Origin of the sequence: Dehalogenimonas formicexedens (genome assembly GCF_001953175.1) — a bacterium.
GTDB classification, from domain to species: domain Bacteria; phylum Chloroflexota; class Dehalococcoidia; order Dehalococcoidales; family Dehalococcoidaceae; genus Dehalogenimonas; species Dehalogenimonas formicexedens.
In genome coordinates this window covers 1,185,052-1,199,035 of the sequence record NZ_CP018258.1, presented here as the reverse complement: position 1 = coordinate 1,199,035, position 13,984 = coordinate 1,185,052, and the positions used below count along the sequence as shown (strand labels likewise).

The 13,984-nt window shown below is 54.8% G+C and carries 19 protein-coding genes; 16 read left to right on the top strand and 3 right to left on the bottom strand.

The genetic code is table 11. The features are described from left to right. The first annotated feature begins 194 nt into the window (after positions 1 to 194). The 16 genes from Dform_RS06285 (at position 195) to Dform_RS06215 (ending at position 12,128) form a co-directional block, all read left to right on the top strand. The gene (locus tag Dform_RS06285) at positions 195 to 377 is read left to right on the top strand and encodes a hypothetical protein (RefSeq protein WP_076004259.1); all 183 of its coding nucleotides are present in this window, start codon (positions 195 to 197) and stop codon (positions 375 to 377) included. Between the two features lie 155 nt (positions 378 to 532). Further along, positions 533 to 2,080, top strand: coding sequence for an acyl-CoA carboxylase subunit beta (locus tag Dform_RS06280; RefSeq protein WP_076004258.1), 1,548 nt, complete (start codon positions 533 to 535; stop codon positions 2,078 to 2,080). A gap of 123 nt (positions 2,081 to 2,203) precedes the next feature. Next, the gene (locus Dform_RS11380) at positions 2,204 to 2,365 is read left to right on the top strand and encodes a hypothetical protein (RefSeq protein WP_158513476.1); all 162 of its coding nucleotides are present in this window, start codon (positions 2,204 to 2,206) and stop codon (positions 2,363 to 2,365) included. 11 nt (positions 2,366 to 2,376) lie between these two features. Next, positions 2,377 to 4,383 (top strand): pyruvate carboxylase subunit B, encoded by a 2,007-nt coding sequence (locus Dform_RS06275; RefSeq protein WP_076004257.1) that lies wholly within the window; start codon positions 2,377 to 2,379, stop codon positions 4,381 to 4,383. A 108-nt stretch (positions 4,384 to 4,491) separates the two neighbouring features. Continuing rightward, positions 4,492 to 5,745 carry a 3-isopropylmalate dehydratase large subunit gene (locus Dform_RS06270; protein WP_076004256.1) on the top strand — a complete coding sequence of 418 codons (1,254 nt, stop codon included), beginning with the start codon at positions 4,492 to 4,494 and terminating at the stop codon, positions 5,743 to 5,745. Between the two features lies 1 nt (position 5,746). Then, entirely contained in the window at positions 5,747 to 6,241 is a 495-nt protein-coding gene (locus Dform_RS06265) for a 3-isopropylmalate dehydratase small subunit (protein ID WP_076004255.1), read from the top strand. Between the two features lie 61 nt (positions 6,242 to 6,302). Then, entirely contained in the window at positions 6,303 to 7,379 is a 1,077-nt protein-coding gene (locus tag Dform_RS06260) for an isocitrate/isopropylmalate dehydrogenase family protein (RefSeq protein WP_076004254.1), read from the top strand. Between the two features lie 41 nt (positions 7,380 to 7,420). Further along, positions 7,421 to 7,645, top strand: a complete 225-nt coding sequence (locus Dform_RS06255; RefSeq protein WP_076004253.1) for a type II toxin-antitoxin system HicB family antitoxin — start codon at positions 7,421 to 7,423, stop codon at positions 7,643 to 7,645. After that, a complete protein-coding gene (locus tag Dform_RS06250; RefSeq protein ID WP_076004252.1) occupies positions 7,642 to 7,875 on the top strand; it encodes a type II toxin-antitoxin system HicA family toxin in 234 nt (77 codons plus the stop codon). Before Dform_RS06255 ends, Dform_RS06250 begins: the two co-directional genes overlap by 4 nt. Positions 7,876 to 7,878: 3 nt before the next feature. Next, the gene (mdh, locus tag Dform_RS06245) at positions 7,879 to 8,802 is read left to right on the top strand and encodes a malate dehydrogenase (RefSeq protein ID WP_076004251.1); all 924 of its coding nucleotides are present in this window, start codon (positions 7,879 to 7,881) and stop codon (positions 8,800 to 8,802) included. A gap of 57 nt (positions 8,803 to 8,859) precedes the next feature. Further along, positions 8,860 to 9,705 (top strand): fumarate hydratase, encoded by an 846-nt coding sequence (locus tag Dform_RS06240; RefSeq protein ID WP_076004250.1) that lies wholly within the window; start codon positions 8,860 to 8,862, stop codon positions 9,703 to 9,705. After that, positions 9,702 to 10,274 (top strand): Fe-S-containing hydro-lyase, encoded by a 573-nt coding sequence (locus Dform_RS06235; RefSeq protein ID WP_076004249.1) that lies wholly within the window; start codon positions 9,702 to 9,704, stop codon positions 10,272 to 10,274. Before Dform_RS06240 ends, Dform_RS06235 begins: the two co-directional genes overlap by 4 nt. Continuing rightward, positions 10,271 to 10,612 (top strand): histidine triad nucleotide-binding protein, encoded by a 342-nt coding sequence (locus tag Dform_RS06230; protein WP_076004248.1) that lies wholly within the window; start codon positions 10,271 to 10,273, stop codon positions 10,610 to 10,612. Before Dform_RS06235 ends, Dform_RS06230 begins: the two co-directional genes overlap by 4 nt. A 1-nt stretch (position 10,613) precedes the next feature. Further along, a complete protein-coding gene (locus Dform_RS06225; RefSeq protein WP_083635379.1) occupies positions 10,614 to 11,108 on the top strand; it encodes a GNAT family N-acetyltransferase in 495 nt (164 codons plus the stop codon). Beyond that, a complete protein-coding gene (locus Dform_RS06220; protein ID WP_076004246.1) occupies positions 11,101 to 11,808 on the top strand; it encodes an AzlC family ABC transporter permease in 708 nt (235 codons plus the stop codon). Before Dform_RS06225 ends, Dform_RS06220 begins: the two co-directional genes overlap by 8 nt. Then, positions 11,808 to 12,128 carry an AzlD domain-containing protein gene (locus Dform_RS06215; RefSeq protein ID WP_076004245.1) on the top strand — a complete coding sequence of 107 codons (321 nt, stop codon included), beginning with the start codon at positions 11,808 to 11,810 and terminating at the stop codon, positions 12,126 to 12,128. Before Dform_RS06220 ends, Dform_RS06215 begins: the two co-directional genes overlap by 1 nt. A 1-nt stretch (position 12,129) precedes the next feature. On the opposite strand, the gene Dform_RS06210 is transcribed toward Dform_RS06215, so the two are convergent. Genes Dform_RS06210 through Dform_RS06200 form a run of 3 tightly spaced genes read right to left on the bottom strand, consistent with a single transcriptional unit; the run spans position 12,130 to position 13,966 of the window. After that, positions 12,130 to 12,660 carry an NUDIX hydrolase gene (locus tag Dform_RS06210; protein WP_076004244.1) on the bottom strand — a complete coding sequence of 177 codons (531 nt, stop codon included), beginning with the start codon at positions 12,658 to 12,660 and terminating at the stop codon, positions 12,130 to 12,132. Next, on the bottom strand, positions 12,653 to 13,123 hold the full coding sequence (locus Dform_RS06205; protein ID WP_076004243.1) for an N-acetyltransferase: 471 nt from the start codon (positions 13,121 to 13,123) through the stop codon (positions 12,653 to 12,655). The genes Dform_RS06210 and Dform_RS06205 overlap by 8 nt, the downstream gene beginning before the upstream one ends. After that, positions 13,124 to 13,966 (bottom strand): NAD(+)/NADH kinase, encoded by an 843-nt coding sequence (locus Dform_RS06200; protein WP_076004242.1) that lies wholly within the window; start codon positions 13,964 to 13,966, stop codon positions 13,124 to 13,126. Positions 13,967 to 13,984: the final 18 nt, after the last annotated feature.

The window sequence follows — 13,984 nt, the reverse complement described above, 5'->3', positions numbered from 1 at the left end:
GGCTCCTGCATTATTTTTTTGCCTGAATCAAAATAGGTAGCGTTTAATCGAATAGTAGGTACTAGTACCTATTGACAGGTACTAGAACAGGACTATATAATTAGCTCACTTCCTCAGACCGGTACTAGTCCTACAGTACAATACCTTTATTGTACCGCGACTGGAGGGGGAATCAAATCGGGAGGCACGGTCAGATGAAGCAGTCCAATTTCAATGTCGCTACCCAGCACTGCGGTCTTTGCCACTACTCCGGCTATTCCAACCGATGTACCTTTTTCGATGACGGGTACTGCCCCTACATTCAGAGCGTGAAAGAGATCAAGCAGACCGGCAAATTGGTCCTGGAACAGGAAACGGTATCAACCATCGCCGCCTAATCAGGGGAACTCCCAAGAATTGAATATTTCTTCATTTAGCTGACGTTTTGAACAGGCGTGTAGACGACCGCTGGATAGCGGTCGTCTTTTTGTTTGCCCCTCCCAATACCTTGTGCTAAGATAGCCCCAATTTGGTTTGGGTGAATGATTGTTCAATGAATGACAAACTGACCGAACTTGAAGCTAAAAAGAAGGAAATTGCCGGGGGAGGAGGGGAGGCGCGGGTCAAAGCGCAGCATGCCCGCGGCAAACTGACGGCGCGTGAACGCATCGAGAAACTGCTTGACGCCGGCTCTTTCGTCGAACTATCAGCGTTTTGCGCTCATCGCGCCTCCGATTTTGGCCTTGGAGACACGGTTCATCCTGGAGACGCGGTGGTTACCGGCGGCGGGACCATCGATGGGCGGAAGGTCTTCATCTATTCGCAGGACTTTACGGTTTTGGGCGGCTCGATTTCCGAAGTTGTAGGGCAGAAAGTACGCCAGATAGTGGAAATGGCTATCGACCAGGACGCTCCGCTGATCGCTATTAATGACTCCGGCGGCGCCCGCATCCAGGAAGGTGTTGCCTCGTTGTGTGGCGTCGGCGACATCTTATTGCTGAACGCCCTGGCCTCAGGCTCGATTCCGCAGATATCAATTATCGTTGGTCCCTCAGCGGGTGGGGCGGTCTATGGTCCGGCACTGACAGACTTCGTTTTTATGGTCAAAGGCATGGGCCAGATGTATATCACCGGCCCAGACGTTGTGAAGGCGGTGACCGGCGAGGATGTTACCCATGAGGCTTTGGGCGGCGCCGACGTTCACGCCAAGAAGAGCGGAGTTTCTCATTTCACATTCAATTCTGAAGTGGATTGCTATGACGCGGTAAGGCGCCTGCTGTCTTTCATTCCATCAAGTTTCAGAGATCCACCGCCTCGCATCGGGACTAAGAAAACCCATGCTCTTCAGATCGATGAGACTCTGAACGCCGTTGTGCCGGATGATCCAAAAAAAGCCTACGACATGAAGAAGATCATCACCGCCGTGGTGGATGGCGGTGATTTCATGGAAACCCACGCGGCGTTTGCTCCCAACATGATCGTCGGTTTTGGCCGATTGGACGGTCAGAGCGTCGGAATCGTGGCGCAGCAGCCCAATTACCTGGCGGGCGTGATCGACATAAACGCCTCGATAAAGGCAGCCAGGTTCGTCCGTTTCTGCGACGCGTTCAATATCCCCTTGATCAGCTTCGTCGACGTTCCCGGTTTCATGCCCGGCGTCGATCAGGAGCACGGCGGCATCATCAGGCACGGCGCCAAGCTGATATTTGCCTATGCCGAGGCGACGGTGCCCAAGATCACGGTAATTACCCGGAAGGCATACGGCGGGGCTTACATAGTCATGAGTTCCCGCCATCTGCGGGGCGATATCAACCTGGCGTGGCCTTGCGCCGAGATCGCAGTCATGGGGGCGGAAGGCGCGGTAGCGGTGATCCATCGCAAGAAGATCACGGAATCGACTGAACCTGAAGCTGAACGGCAGCGCTGCGTCTCGGAGTACCGGGAGAAGTTCGATAATCCGTACCAGGCCGCAGCTCTGGGCTACATTGATGATGTCATTATCCCGGCTGAAACCCGACCGAAACTCATCCAGGCTTTGAAGGTTTTGGCTGGGAAAAAAGGCAAGAATCCGGCGAAGAAGCACGGGAATATCCCGCTCTAAAAGCTTTTGCATTTTATCTGTCGATCGGGATCGGTCTTCTTAACAGCCGAGGGTCAATTGCGCGCTTCAATCCGAGGCTCTTTTCCGCTAGAATAGCATGGGTTTTTATTTTCCGGTATCAAGATGATTGACAGCTCTGAAATCGCTATAATAAGCGCTGCCGTTCTTGCCTACCTCGATTCCGAAGGTATTGATACCTCGGGTCTGGATGAAACCAGGCTGCGTGTCATCATCGGCGCGGCCATCACCCGCTATATCGAAACCGAACACACCGTCACAGTCTAAAGGGGGAAAAAATGCCGGCTCAGCCATTAAAAGTAACCGACCTGACCCTTCGCGACGGCCACCAATCCCTGTTTGCCACCCGGATGCGCACCGATGACATCCTGGGGATCATCGGCGAAATGGATGAGGTTGGGTTTCACTCTATGGAAGTCTGGGGCGGCGCCACCTTCGATGTGCCGATCCGTTTTCTCAACGAGGATCCGTGGGACCGCCTGCGAGAGATGAAGAAGCGGGCGCCGAAGACTCCCCTTCAGATGCTCCTCCGCGGGCAGAACCTGGTGGGCTACCGCAATTATGCGGACGACGTGGTCACCGCTTTTGTCGAGCATGCCGCGGATTGCGGCGTTGATATTTTCCGCGTGTTTGACGCAGTGAACGATGAGCGTAACTTTGAAACCGCCCTCAAAGCTATCAAATCAAAAGGAAAGCACGCCCAACTGGCGATCAGCTATTCCCTGACCGCGCGTGTCATGGGCGGTCCTGTTTACAACCTTGATTATTACATCGAAAAGGCCAAAAAGTTCGAAGCGATGGGCGCCGATTCTTTCTGTATCAAGGATATGGCCGGCATCATCGCGCCGAACGATGCTTACAATTTGGTGAAAGCGCTGAAGAAGGCCATCAAGATCCCGATTCAGTTCCACTCGCACTATACCTCCGGCATGGCCTCTATGAGCATGCTTAAGGCTGTTGAGGCGGGGGCCGATGTTGTCGATGCCTGCCTGGCCCCCTGGGCTTTACGCACATCCCACCCGGCGGTAGAGCCGATGGTTGCCTCATTGACCGCCACATCGCGGGATACCGGCCTCGACCTGCACCAACTCCTGAAGCTCGGCGAATACTTTGAAGCAATATCTCCCAAGTACCGGGACTTCATGGATACCACTAAAACAGCGGTTATCGATACCGCCGTGCTGGAACACCAGGTGCCGGGCGGCATGATCTCGAACCTTGTCTCCCAACTCCGCGAGGCCGGCGCTTTGAACCGTATCGACGAGGTTTACGAGGAAATTCCGCGCGTACGCAAAGAGATGGGTTATCCCCCACTGGTCACCCCGACTTCCCAGATCGTAGGCATTCAGGCAGTCCAGAACGTCCTCTTTGGCCGTTATAAAGTTATATCCGCCCAGGTCAAGGATTATTTCTATGGCCTCTACGGGCGCCCGCCGATGCCGGTTGATCCGGAGATTCAGAAATTGGCGCTCAAAGGCTATGAGCGCGGTGAGACCCCGATCACCGTCCGGCCTGCCGACGTGTTGAAACCGGAACTCGAAGCTGCCAGGGAAGCTACCGAGGGGATTGCCAAAGATATCGGCGACGTGTTGACCTACGCGCTGTACCCGCAAGTCGGCTTGAGGTTTTTGAAGTGGAAGTACGGCCTCGAAACACCTCCGGCTGATACGAGGGCGAGGACACTCGAAGACGTAAACAAAGAAGACGAAATTATTGCCAAGGCCAAAGCCGGCAAACTGGTGGAGAAGGGCTCGGAAAAGCTCGTTGCCCAGGCTTCTGTCTCATCCCCAGCTCCAGTCACCGGCCTACGCCATTTCAATGTTCACCTGGATGGGAAAGTCTATTGCGTTGGTGTTGAGGCCACCGCGGCAGCTGCGCCGGCCGTCGCCTTTGTCGCGCCTCCGCCCGCTCTCGCCCAACCGGCAGCGCCTCCGCCGCCTCCATCGCCCGTCGAACCAAAACCTGCTGCCAAGCAAGTAGAAACGGCTAAGCCTGTCGAGGCTCCAAAGTCTGTTGAAATCCCCGCGGCCAAAGTCGAAGCTAAAGCCGCCGCCGGGCCAGAGCCCTGCGGAGAAGATGTCCTGGCGCCTATGCCCGGCGTCGTTCTGCGCTACGAGGTAAAAGTCGGCGACAAGGTCAAATCCGGTGACACGGTGGTTGTTCTCGAGGCGATGAAGATGGCTATCGATCTGCCGTCTCCCGCCAACGGCACAGTAGCGGCGATCAAGTTCGCAGTAGGCGATAGGGTCTCGCGGGACGACGTGCTGGCGATCATCGCAGCGTAATCGATAACAACCCAGGAGGCTTAAGTCGTAGGCGACTTAGAGTTATGGGCTGTTGATGCGAAAAATTTATTTCGGATTTCGCGCTCCGATATTGGTATTTGAGGTTGTATGGGAAAGACACTAGCAGAAAAAATACTATCAGAAAAAACCAAACAGGACGTCAAACCGGGTGATATCGTTGTGTCTCCGGTGGACTGGGCGCTAGTTCAGGATACTACTGGTCCGCTTACCGTCCGCGAGTTCCTTGGGCTGGGGTTGCCCAAGCTGGCTAACCCGGCTCACACAATACTGTTCATCGACCACGCCGCTCCTTCCCCCCAGAAACAACTTTCCTGCGACCACACTTTTCTGCGGAAATTCGCCAGGGATTACGGCGCGGTGCTATCCGATGTTGGCGAAGGCGTCTGTCATCAGATCATGGCTGAAAAATACGCCCGTCCCGGCGATGTAATCGTCGGAGCTGACTCTCACACGGTGACGGCCGGAGGTCTGGGAGCCTTTGCGACCGGCATGGGATCTTCCGATGTCGCAGCCGCTTTCGGGCTGGGGAAAACCTGGTTCCGCGTCCCGGAAACGTTCTTCATCCGCCTGACCGGCAGGCTTCAAAAATATGTCACCGCCAAAGATATCATTCTTCATCTAATAGGCAGCATCGGCGCGGATGGCGCGACGTATAAAGCTCTTGAATTTGGCGGCGAAGGGTTGAGCAGCCTCCCGGTACCTGACCGATTAACCATCGCCAATATGGCTGTCGAAGCCGGCGCCAAAGTCGGTATCTTCCCTTCCGATGATGCGACACTGGAATACCTGACCTCGCAAGGCCGCGCAGCAGATCACCGCTATGTCGCCGCTGACGCCGACGCCAGGTACGAACGTACTATAGAAATCGACCTGAACAAACTCCAACCGACGATAGCCAAGCCCCATACCGTTGATAACACGGCCACTATCTCCGAAGTCAAGGGTACCAAAGTCGACCAGGTCTTTATCGGTACCTGCACCAACGGCCGTCTTGAAGATCTGAAACTGGCCGCCGACATTCTCCGCGGCAAGCGGCGTAACCCGGCCACACGACTGTTAGTCGCTCCGGCGTCACCCCAGATCGTGCTGGCCGGTATGCGCATGGGCTATATCCAGGACCTGGTACAAGCTGGGGCTACTATCCTGCCGCCCGGATGCGCCGGATGCCTCGGCGTCCACCAGGGCGTCCTGGGCGATGGCGAAACCTGCCTGTCCACGGCCAACCGGAATTTCCTGGGGCGGATGGGCAACCCGGAGGGACTGATTTTCCTTTCCAGCACGGCGACCGCCGCGGCGTCCGCCATCACCGGTGTCATCACCGATCCTCGGGAGGTTGCATAAAATGCTCAAAGGTAAAGCTTTTAAATTCGGCGATGATATTTCTACCGACTTGATCGCGCCCGGACGCCTGGTGCACCTCCGAAGCAATCTACCGGAACTCGCCAAGCACGTGATGGAGGATGCCGACCCCACTTTTGCCGCAAGGGTTAAGCCCGGCGATTTCGTTGTCGGCGGTAGCAATTTCGGACTTGGGTCAAGCCGGGAGCACGCGCCCGTAATTCTTAAAATGGCTGGCGTGTCCGCCGTACTGGCTAAGTCAGTTGCCCGGATATTCTTCCGTAACTCCATAAACGTAGGGCTGCCCGTCCTGGTCTGCGATACGGACCGAATCAACGACGGCGACCAGCTTGAAGTGGATTTGGCCGGCGGCGTTATCCATGACCGGACAAACGGCGAAACATTGACGTTCGGCAAGATCCCGGATGCCATGCTGGCTATCCTCAATGAGGGCGGATTGATGCCGTACATCAAGAAACACGGCGATTTTAAGATTTGACGAATTGTCATCCTGAACGCAGCGAAGAATCTCAATTTTCGACAGCACCTGAAGGAGCATAATGATTCACAATGTTACGTTAATCCCAGGTGACGGTATAGGCCCGGAAATCTCCGATGCCACCGTGCGCGTCCTGGAAGCCACCGGAGTCAAGTTCAACTGGGAAATAGTTCACGCCGGCACCGATGTCATCGCCCAATACGGGACCCCTCTACCGGAAAATGTTCTTGAATCTATCCGGAAGAATAAAGTCGCCATCAAAGGCCCCATTACCACTCCCGTGGGCTCCGGCTTCCGCAGCGTCAACGTCGCCATCCGCAAGGCTCTCGACCTTTACACCTGCCTCAGGCCCTGCAAGAGCTACAAGGGCATCCCGTCCCGGTACGATGACGTCGACCTGGTTATCGTCCGGGAAAACATGGAAGACCTGTACGCCGGTATCGAATTCGAGCGCGGCACCGAATGGGCCGAAAAGCTGAAGCAGATGCTGAAGGACAAGGGCGAAAAGCAGATCCGGGAAGACGCCGGCTTTTCGATCAAGATGATCTCGGAAACCGGCACCCGGCGCATCGTAAAATACGCCTTCGATTACGCGCGACGCTATAACCGGAAAAAAGTCACCGCGGTCCACAAGGCCAATATTCTGAAATTCTCGGACGGCCTGTTCCTGGCTGTCGCCCGCGACGTTGCGGCCTCTTATCCGGAAATCGAATTCGAAGACCGCATCGTCGATAATATGACAATGCAACTGGTTAAAAACCCGCTGCAGTTCGATGTACTCGTCTGTCCCAATCTCTACGGCGATATCCTGTCCGATCTTTGCGCCGGGCTTGTCGGCGGACTGGGTGTCGCTCCGGGAGGCAATATCGGAGACGAGTACGCCGTTTTCGAGCCCACCCACGGCAGCGCCCCCAAGTACAAGGGTTTGAACAAGGTCAATCCCATGGCGATGATGCTTTCCGGTGTTTTGATGCTGCGCCATCTCAATGAACCCGAGGCTGCCGACCGGCTGGAAAAGGCGATTGCCGCCGTTATCGCCGAAGGGAAGCATGTAACCTATGATCTGTTGCCTCCAGAGAAGCAATGCCTGGCGGTGGGGACGTCCCAGGTAGCAGATGCTATAATAGCCCGATTGTAAGCCATAATTCCCCGTAGATCGGGCAAGATTTGGGGGACCCAATGAAATACACCGTCATTATCGAGAAAGGCCGGGAATCGGGCTTCATCGCCAAAGTTCCGGCACTCAAGGGGTGTATATCGCAGGGTAAAACCAGGGTTGAAGCCATGAAAAACGTCCAGGAAGCGGCCGAGGCATATATCGAATCTCTTTTGGAAGAAGGTTATGTCGTTCCAATCGAAGTCGGCCGGGACTATCTGCAGATCGAGGTCAAGGCAACAAAATGACCCTGAACGCCAGAGGGCTCACCGGCAACGCCATGTCCCGGCTGATGCAAAAAGCCGGGTTCAATGTTACCCATAAAAAGGGCCATCACCTGGCGCTATTACGGACCGAACCCTTCGCGACCATGGTAATCCAGGACAATCAGACATTGGATCCCGGCACCATCGACGCCCTGCTGGATGATGCCTGCATCTCCGACGAAGAATTCAAAAAATTATTACAAAGAAAGTAACGTATGAAGATCACTGTTGTCGGCGCCGGGAATGTAGGCGCAACACTGGCTCAACGCCTTATTGAAAAAAACTTCGCCGATGTTGCCCTCGTGGACGTCGTCGAGGGGATCCCGCAAGGTAAAGCCCTGGATATGAGGCAGTCAGCCAACACGTTGGGATTCACCCATAAGATAACCGGCTCAAATTCGTACGATATAACTGCCGGATCTGATATTGTAGTTGTAACTGCCGGTATTGCCCGCAAACCGGGCATGACCAGAGACGAACTGGTGGGCATCAATGCCAAGATACTACGAGAAGTGATCGAGAAATCCCTTGCGGTGTCCCCCCATGCGATATTCGTCATAGTTACCAATCCGGTGGATACCATGACCTACCTGACGCTCAAGGTGAGCAAATTGCCGCGAAACCGGGTTTTCGGTCTTTCCGGGGTGCTCGACGGCGGCAGGTTGGCGGCCTTCATCGCTGAAGAATTAAATGTGAATGCCTCCGATGTGACGCCGTGCGTCATGGGCGAACACGGCGGTTCCATGGTGATTTATCCCCGTTTTACTATCGTGAACGGCAAGCCGCTGTCCGAACTGGTTGATGAACCGAAACAAAAAGCACTGGCGGAACGAACCGTCAACGGCGGTGCCGAGATTGTCGCCATCATGAAAACCAGTTCCGCATTCTACGCCCCGTCAGCTTCGGTAGCCCACATGGTCAACGCCGTCGCCACGGATTCGGGGGCGATGATGAACTGCGCCGCCTACCTGGAAAGCGAATACGGCCTTTCTGACGTGGTCATCGGCGTTCCGGTGAAGCTGGGAAGAGGCGGTATCAAGAATATCGTTGAACTCCCTCTTAACGCTGAGGAGCTGGCGGCTTTGAAGGCATCCGCTGAGGCCGTCCGCAAAACCATCGCCGCATTGCCAGCCCAATAATCGATCACACACGTTCAGCCAATGACACGATAGCCGCTCCTGCCATATAATATCGGCATGCGCGAAATCAATTCATCCGTAGTCACAGCTACTGTGGCCAGGCTTGCCGAAAAAGCTAACTACGAGCTTTCTTCCGATGTGCTGGGCGCCCTCAATAATGCTCGGGTGGCCGAGAAATCGATGCTCGGTCGCGAAATTTTAGACCTTGTTATCGAAAACGCCAGCCACGCTCCTGAGATAAGAAAGCCACTGTGCCAGGACTGCGGAGTGGCGGTTGTGTTCATCGATATCGGCCAGGAAGTCCATATCTCAGGGGGCGATCTCGAGTCCGCAGTCAAAGAGGGTGTCCGCAAGGGCTACGGAGAAGGTTTCCTGCGGAAATCGATGGTGGCCTCGCCATTCACCGGCAGGAATAACACCGGAGACAACTCACCACCGGTGATCTATTACCGCATCGTACCCGGTGATCGGCTCAAGATTAGCGTGATGGCCAAGGGGTCCGGCGCCGAGAACATGAGCCGCCTTTTCATGCTTAAGCCGGCGGAAGGCCGGAGCGGAGTCATCGAAGCCGCAGTTCGCGCCGTTGAGGAAGCCGGGGGCAAACCATGCCCGCCGATTATCATTGGCATTGGTATCGGGGGGACGGCCGAGGAGTCGATGCTGATGGCCAAACGCTCGCTGCTCCGAAAGGTAGGTCAACCGAGCGAGGATGTTGATTCCGCCGCTCTTGAAAGGGATATCCTGGATAGAGTTAACAAGCTCGGCATTGGACCTCTTGGCCTTGGGGGCAGCGTCACCGCCCTCGCTGTACATGTCGAGAGTATGCCATGCCATATCGCCAGTTTACCGGTGGCGATCAATCTCCAATGTCACAGCGCCCGGCACAAAGAGGCCGAGATATGAGCGAATGGCGCGAAATTTGTTTGCCCATATCGGCAGAGAATATCGCCGAGTTAAGAGCCGGGGACAAATTGCTGCTGAATGGAACCATTTACGCCGCCCGGGATGCCGCCCACAAGCGGTTTATCGACGCTTTGGACCGGGAAGAAAAGCTACCTATCGATCTGTCGGGAGCAGTTATATATTACATGGGGCCGTCGCCGACCCGGCCGGGAGAAATCATCGGTTCCTGCGGACCCACGACCTCAGCCCGGATGGACAGGTACACCCCCAGGCTTCTGGATGAGGGATTGCGAGTGATGATGGGCAAGGGCGACCGGTCACCGCAGGTAGTTGATTCCATCAAAAAACACAAAGGCGTTTATCTGATCACAATCGGGGGGGCTGGGGCGCTTCTTTCTCTCAAGGTGAAATCATGTGAAGCTGTGGCTTACCCTGATCTCGGCGCCGAGGCGGTACTCAAGATAGAAATTCAGGATTTCCCGGCGGTAGTTGCCGTCGATTCGCAGGGCAACGATTTGTGCAAAATCGGCCCAGCCCAATATCGCGCCATGGATAAGGAGACCAAATGAGTTGCATCTTTTGTCAGATCGCCGAGGGTATAATTCCAGCAACCGTATTATTCAAAGATGACAAAGTAATCGCTTTCCGAGATATCCATCCCCAGGCTCCGGTACATATAGTGATTATTCCAGTGAAGCATTTCACAAATCTTAACGACATCCGAGGTGATGATTTTGCTCTAATCTCCTATATTTTCAGTGTCGCCACCGATCTAGCACGATCTGAGGGAATTGCCGAAAGCGGCTATCGCATCGCCGTGAATTCCGGAAAAGAGGGCGGACAGGTGGTCCAGCACCTGCACTTCCATCTGCTGGGCGGACGCCAGTTGTCAGGAGAACTCGGTTAAATTGCCTTCTTCCGAAATTGTACTCGAAGAGGGTTTCAAGCCCGGCTACATAGGCCGGATGATCCAGATGCAGGGCGAGTACTACGACGTTGCCTGGGAGAGGCCCGGCGTATCATTCGAGGTGATGATGGCGCGCCAGATGTGCGATTTTCACGATCAATATTTACCCGGAACGGACCTTCTGATTACTGCCCACGTTGATGGAATTATGGCGGGAAACATTGCCGTTCTCGGTTCGCAAAATGAGCGCCCCGGTGCCCGGCTCCGGTGGTTTCACGTCGATCCGGCATGCCAAAATCGCGGCATCGGGCGGATACTTTTGATTCGGGCGATAGAGTTTTGCCGCCAGGCAGGGTTTAAATCGGTTTGGCTCTGGACCATGGAAGGACTCGATGCCGCACGACATCTGTATGACAGCCTGGGCTTCAAGCAAATAGCTGACTTTTCGTCGGGCTTGCCGTTCCTCGGGGTCACCATGGAGCTGCTGCTTGAGTAAGGAAATCCGCCAGGGCGTCAAGGCGGCTCTGCCGATTGTCCTGGGTTACCTTCCGGTAGGCATGGCTTACGGCGTCCTCGCCAGGGCTGCCGGGCTATCGACTCTGGAGACCGGCGCCATGAGCCTCATGGTGTTCGCGGGCGCCTCACAATTCATCGCCGTGGGGATGTTATCCGCCGGAATCGCGGCTGTTCCGATAATAATAACCACTCTCGCAGTTAACTCCCGCCATCTTCTTATGAGTTCGGCAATCGCTCCATATTTTAAGGGTTTGTCGCTGAAAAGGGTTGTTGTTCTAGCTTCGCAGTTGACCGACGAATCATTCGCCGTGGCCATGGCTGATACTTCCAAGATCGCCGGCCGGCCGAGCTATCAAATGGGACTTCAGATAACCGCCTGGCTGGCCTGGTTCACCGGTTCGCTCACCGGCGCTGTGTTTGGCTCGGTCATCGATAGCGCTTCTTTTGGAATCCCCTTCGCCATGACAGCCCTGTTTATATGTTTGCTGGTAATTCAGATAAAGAGTAGAACCCACCTTCTGGTCGCAATGGCTGCCGGGATGCTTGCACTCTCGTTAAAGGGGGTCTTGCCTAACAACCTCTTTATCGTCGCCGCCGCCATAATTGCCCCAATTTGTGGATTGCTGCTGAGCCAAAGACGAACAGCCGCTGTCCCCGCTAGTTTGGAAGTGGAAAACTGATGCGCCTGGAAATGTTTCTATTGTTCACGGGAATGGCAGCGGTCACGTTCCTGCCGCGATTTTTACCGATGGCTCTAGTCAGCCGGATCGTCATCCCGGAAAAGGCAAAAGCCTTCTTAGAATATATCCCGGTGGCAGTTTTGTCGGCGCTTGTTGTACCAGCCGTTTTTGCAGTTGATGGAGGTGGAGTTGGACTTGATGCCCGGCTGCTGGTTTCAGCTCTGGTTGTCTTTGTCTTTGCATGGAAGATGAGAAACTTGTTTGGATCCGTCATTATAGGGATGGCAACCTACTGGCTGATGGGGGTTATCGGAGTATAGGTTAAGCAGACCCGATTACATTAAAATAATAGAGCAGACCCGCTATGCTTTTGCCGTCGCGAATAGCGCCGTTCCTTATAGATTTCACTACTTCTGCTCTGGACATCCGCACCAGCGTGATCTCATCGGAGTCCTCGGCTGTCAACCGACTTTCAACCAGGTTATTTACCAGGTAAACATGAAGAATTTCGGTTGAATATCCTGGCGCCGAATAAAAACTGGTGAGGTGTTCAACCGTCTTTGGCAGGTATCCGGTCTCTTCCTGCGTCTCGCGGCACACTGCCTGTTCGGGGGTTTCTCCAGAGTCTATCCCACCCGCCGGGATTTCCAAGAGTTCGCGCCCGGCCGCATGACGGTACTGTTTCTCCAGGATGAAATTGCCGCCGTTATCTACAGCCACCATCGCGACCGCTTCAGGGTACTCGACTATATCCCGGGTTTTGATCTCGCCTGTTGAACTGGCGAAAGTGTCCTGCCGAACGCGAAAATGGCCGGCGAACTTGATTTCACTTAAAACGTTGTGATCAGACATCGGCTGTCGCCCCGATGGCGAATGTCATCGCCGATTCGTCACAGTCAGGGAACTTGGGACAGCGATAGCATTCGCCCCAGACCTTGTGAGGCAGTTCCTTTTTTTCTACTTCTTTGAAACCGCATTTACCGAAGAACACCGGCTGATATGTCAGGCAGAAAACGGTAGTGATGCCTAATTCCGCTGCTTCATCAATACATGCTGACACTAATGCGTCGCCGATTCCCTGGCGGTGATGAGAAGCCTCGACCGCAAGAGATTTCACTTCTGCCAGGTCAGACCAGCTGATGTGCAGGGCGGCGCAGGCTATAACATTGCCTGCTTCCCGAACGACGAAAAAGTCCCTTAGGTTTTCATAGATCTCAACCAGCGGCCGGGCCAGCATCTGACCGCGTTCGGCAAAAGAATTCACCAGTTTTTGGATCTGGGGGGCATCTTTAATAGTGGCTTTTTCGACGTTCAATTAATTTAGACTACCTTTCAACTTTTTGTCGAGTTCAGCGTAAAAGGATTCCGGGGGACGAAGGCGAAGGAAACGCAATTTTCGATGACTTACCCTGGCGCGGACGATGTCCCCGGTAGACAGGCTGCGGTTGATGTGGCCGTCGACACACAATGTCGCTTCGTGGAACGTGCTGATTTTAAACGCGATCGTCTTTTCGGCGGGAACCACCAGGCTGTAGCTGCGTCCCAGGTGGGGCAGGATCGGGGTCAACAGCATATCGGAAGAGTCGGGATGGAGCACCGGACCGCCCCCGGCGAAATTGTAACCCGTCGATCCGGTGGCGGTTGAAATTATTGCCCCGTCACCTTTATAGGTGGTGTAATGCTGCCCGTCGATGTGGCACTCCACCGTAATTATCCGGGCGATGCCGCCACGGGCGGCGACGACGTCGTTGACCGCCATAAAATTCGATATCGAGCCGGACTGATGTTCGCTCAGCTCGACATCGAGAGTTGCCCGGGTGTCGATCCATCCCTCTCCTGCCAGGATCCGGGGAATCTGGACCATCGCCTCGGCTGCCGGGACTTCGGTCATAAACCCCAATTTACCAAGATTGACGCTGAAAATGGGGATGTCCAACGGCAAAATCGCCTGGGCGGCCCGAAGAATGGTTCCGTCTCCCCCGGTGGTAATAACCAGGTCCGTACCCGCTATTTGACTCATGAGGTTCTCGTTGTCCCACGCGGAACCGAGCCAATTCGGGCAACCGGAGACGTCAAGAAATGCCGAAATCTCGGTAGCCAGCTGGTGAGCGGCCTTGTTAAGAGGGTGATAGATAATGCCGATGCGTTGGTATGTCATAGCGGTTGCCCGTACATC

Coding starts and splice junctions, on each gene's coding strand:
- Dform_RS06235 (WP_076004249.1), top strand. CDS start 9,702: ATGAGCGAATGGCGCGAAATTTGTTTGCCCATATCGGCAGAGAATATC.
- Dform_RS06240 (WP_076004250.1), top strand. CDS start 8,860: ATGCGCGAAATCAATTCATCCGTAGTCACAGCTACTGTGGCCAGGCTT.
- Dform_RS06255 (WP_076004253.1), top strand. CDS start 7,421: ATGAAATACACCGTCATTATCGAGAAAGGCCGGGAATCGGGCTTCATC.
- Dform_RS06270 (WP_076004256.1), top strand. CDS start 4,492: ATGGGAAAGACACTAGCAGAAAAAATACTATCAGAAAAAACCAAACAG.
- Dform_RS06260 (WP_076004254.1), top strand. CDS start 6,303: ATGATTCACAATGTTACGTTAATCCCAGGTGACGGTATAGGCCCGGAA.
- Dform_RS06275 (WP_076004257.1), top strand. CDS start 2,377: ATGCCGGCTCAGCCATTAAAAGTAACCGACCTGACCCTTCGCGACGGC.
- mdh (WP_076004251.1), top strand. CDS start 7,879: ATGAAGATCACTGTTGTCGGCGCCGGGAATGTAGGCGCAACACTGGCT.
- Dform_RS06280 (WP_076004258.1), top strand. CDS start 533: ATGAATGACAAACTGACCGAACTTGAAGCTAAAAAGAAGGAAATTGCC.
- Dform_RS06285 (WP_076004259.1), top strand. CDS start 195: ATGAAGCAGTCCAATTTCAATGTCGCTACCCAGCACTGCGGTCTTTGC.
- Dform_RS11380 (WP_158513476.1), top strand. CDS start 2,204: ATGATTGACAGCTCTGAAATCGCTATAATAAGCGCTGCCGTTCTTGCC.
- Dform_RS06230 (WP_076004248.1), top strand. CDS start 10,271: ATGAGTTGCATCTTTTGTCAGATCGCCGAGGGTATAATTCCAGCAACC.
- Dform_RS06215 (WP_076004245.1), top strand. CDS start 11,808: ATGCGCCTGGAAATGTTTCTATTGTTCACGGGAATGGCAGCGGTCACG.
- Dform_RS06250 (WP_076004252.1), top strand. CDS start 7,642: ATGACCCTGAACGCCAGAGGGCTCACCGGCAACGCCATGTCCCGGCTG.
- Dform_RS06265 (WP_076004255.1), top strand. CDS start 5,747: ATGCTCAAAGGTAAAGCTTTTAAATTCGGCGATGATATTTCTACCGAC.
- Dform_RS06200 (WP_076004242.1), bottom strand. CDS start 13,966: ATGACATACCAACGCATCGGCATTATCTATCACCCTCTTAACAAGGCC.
- Dform_RS06210 (WP_076004244.1), bottom strand. CDS start 12,660: ATGTCTGATCACAACGTTTTAAGTGAAATCAAGTTCGCCGGCCATTTT.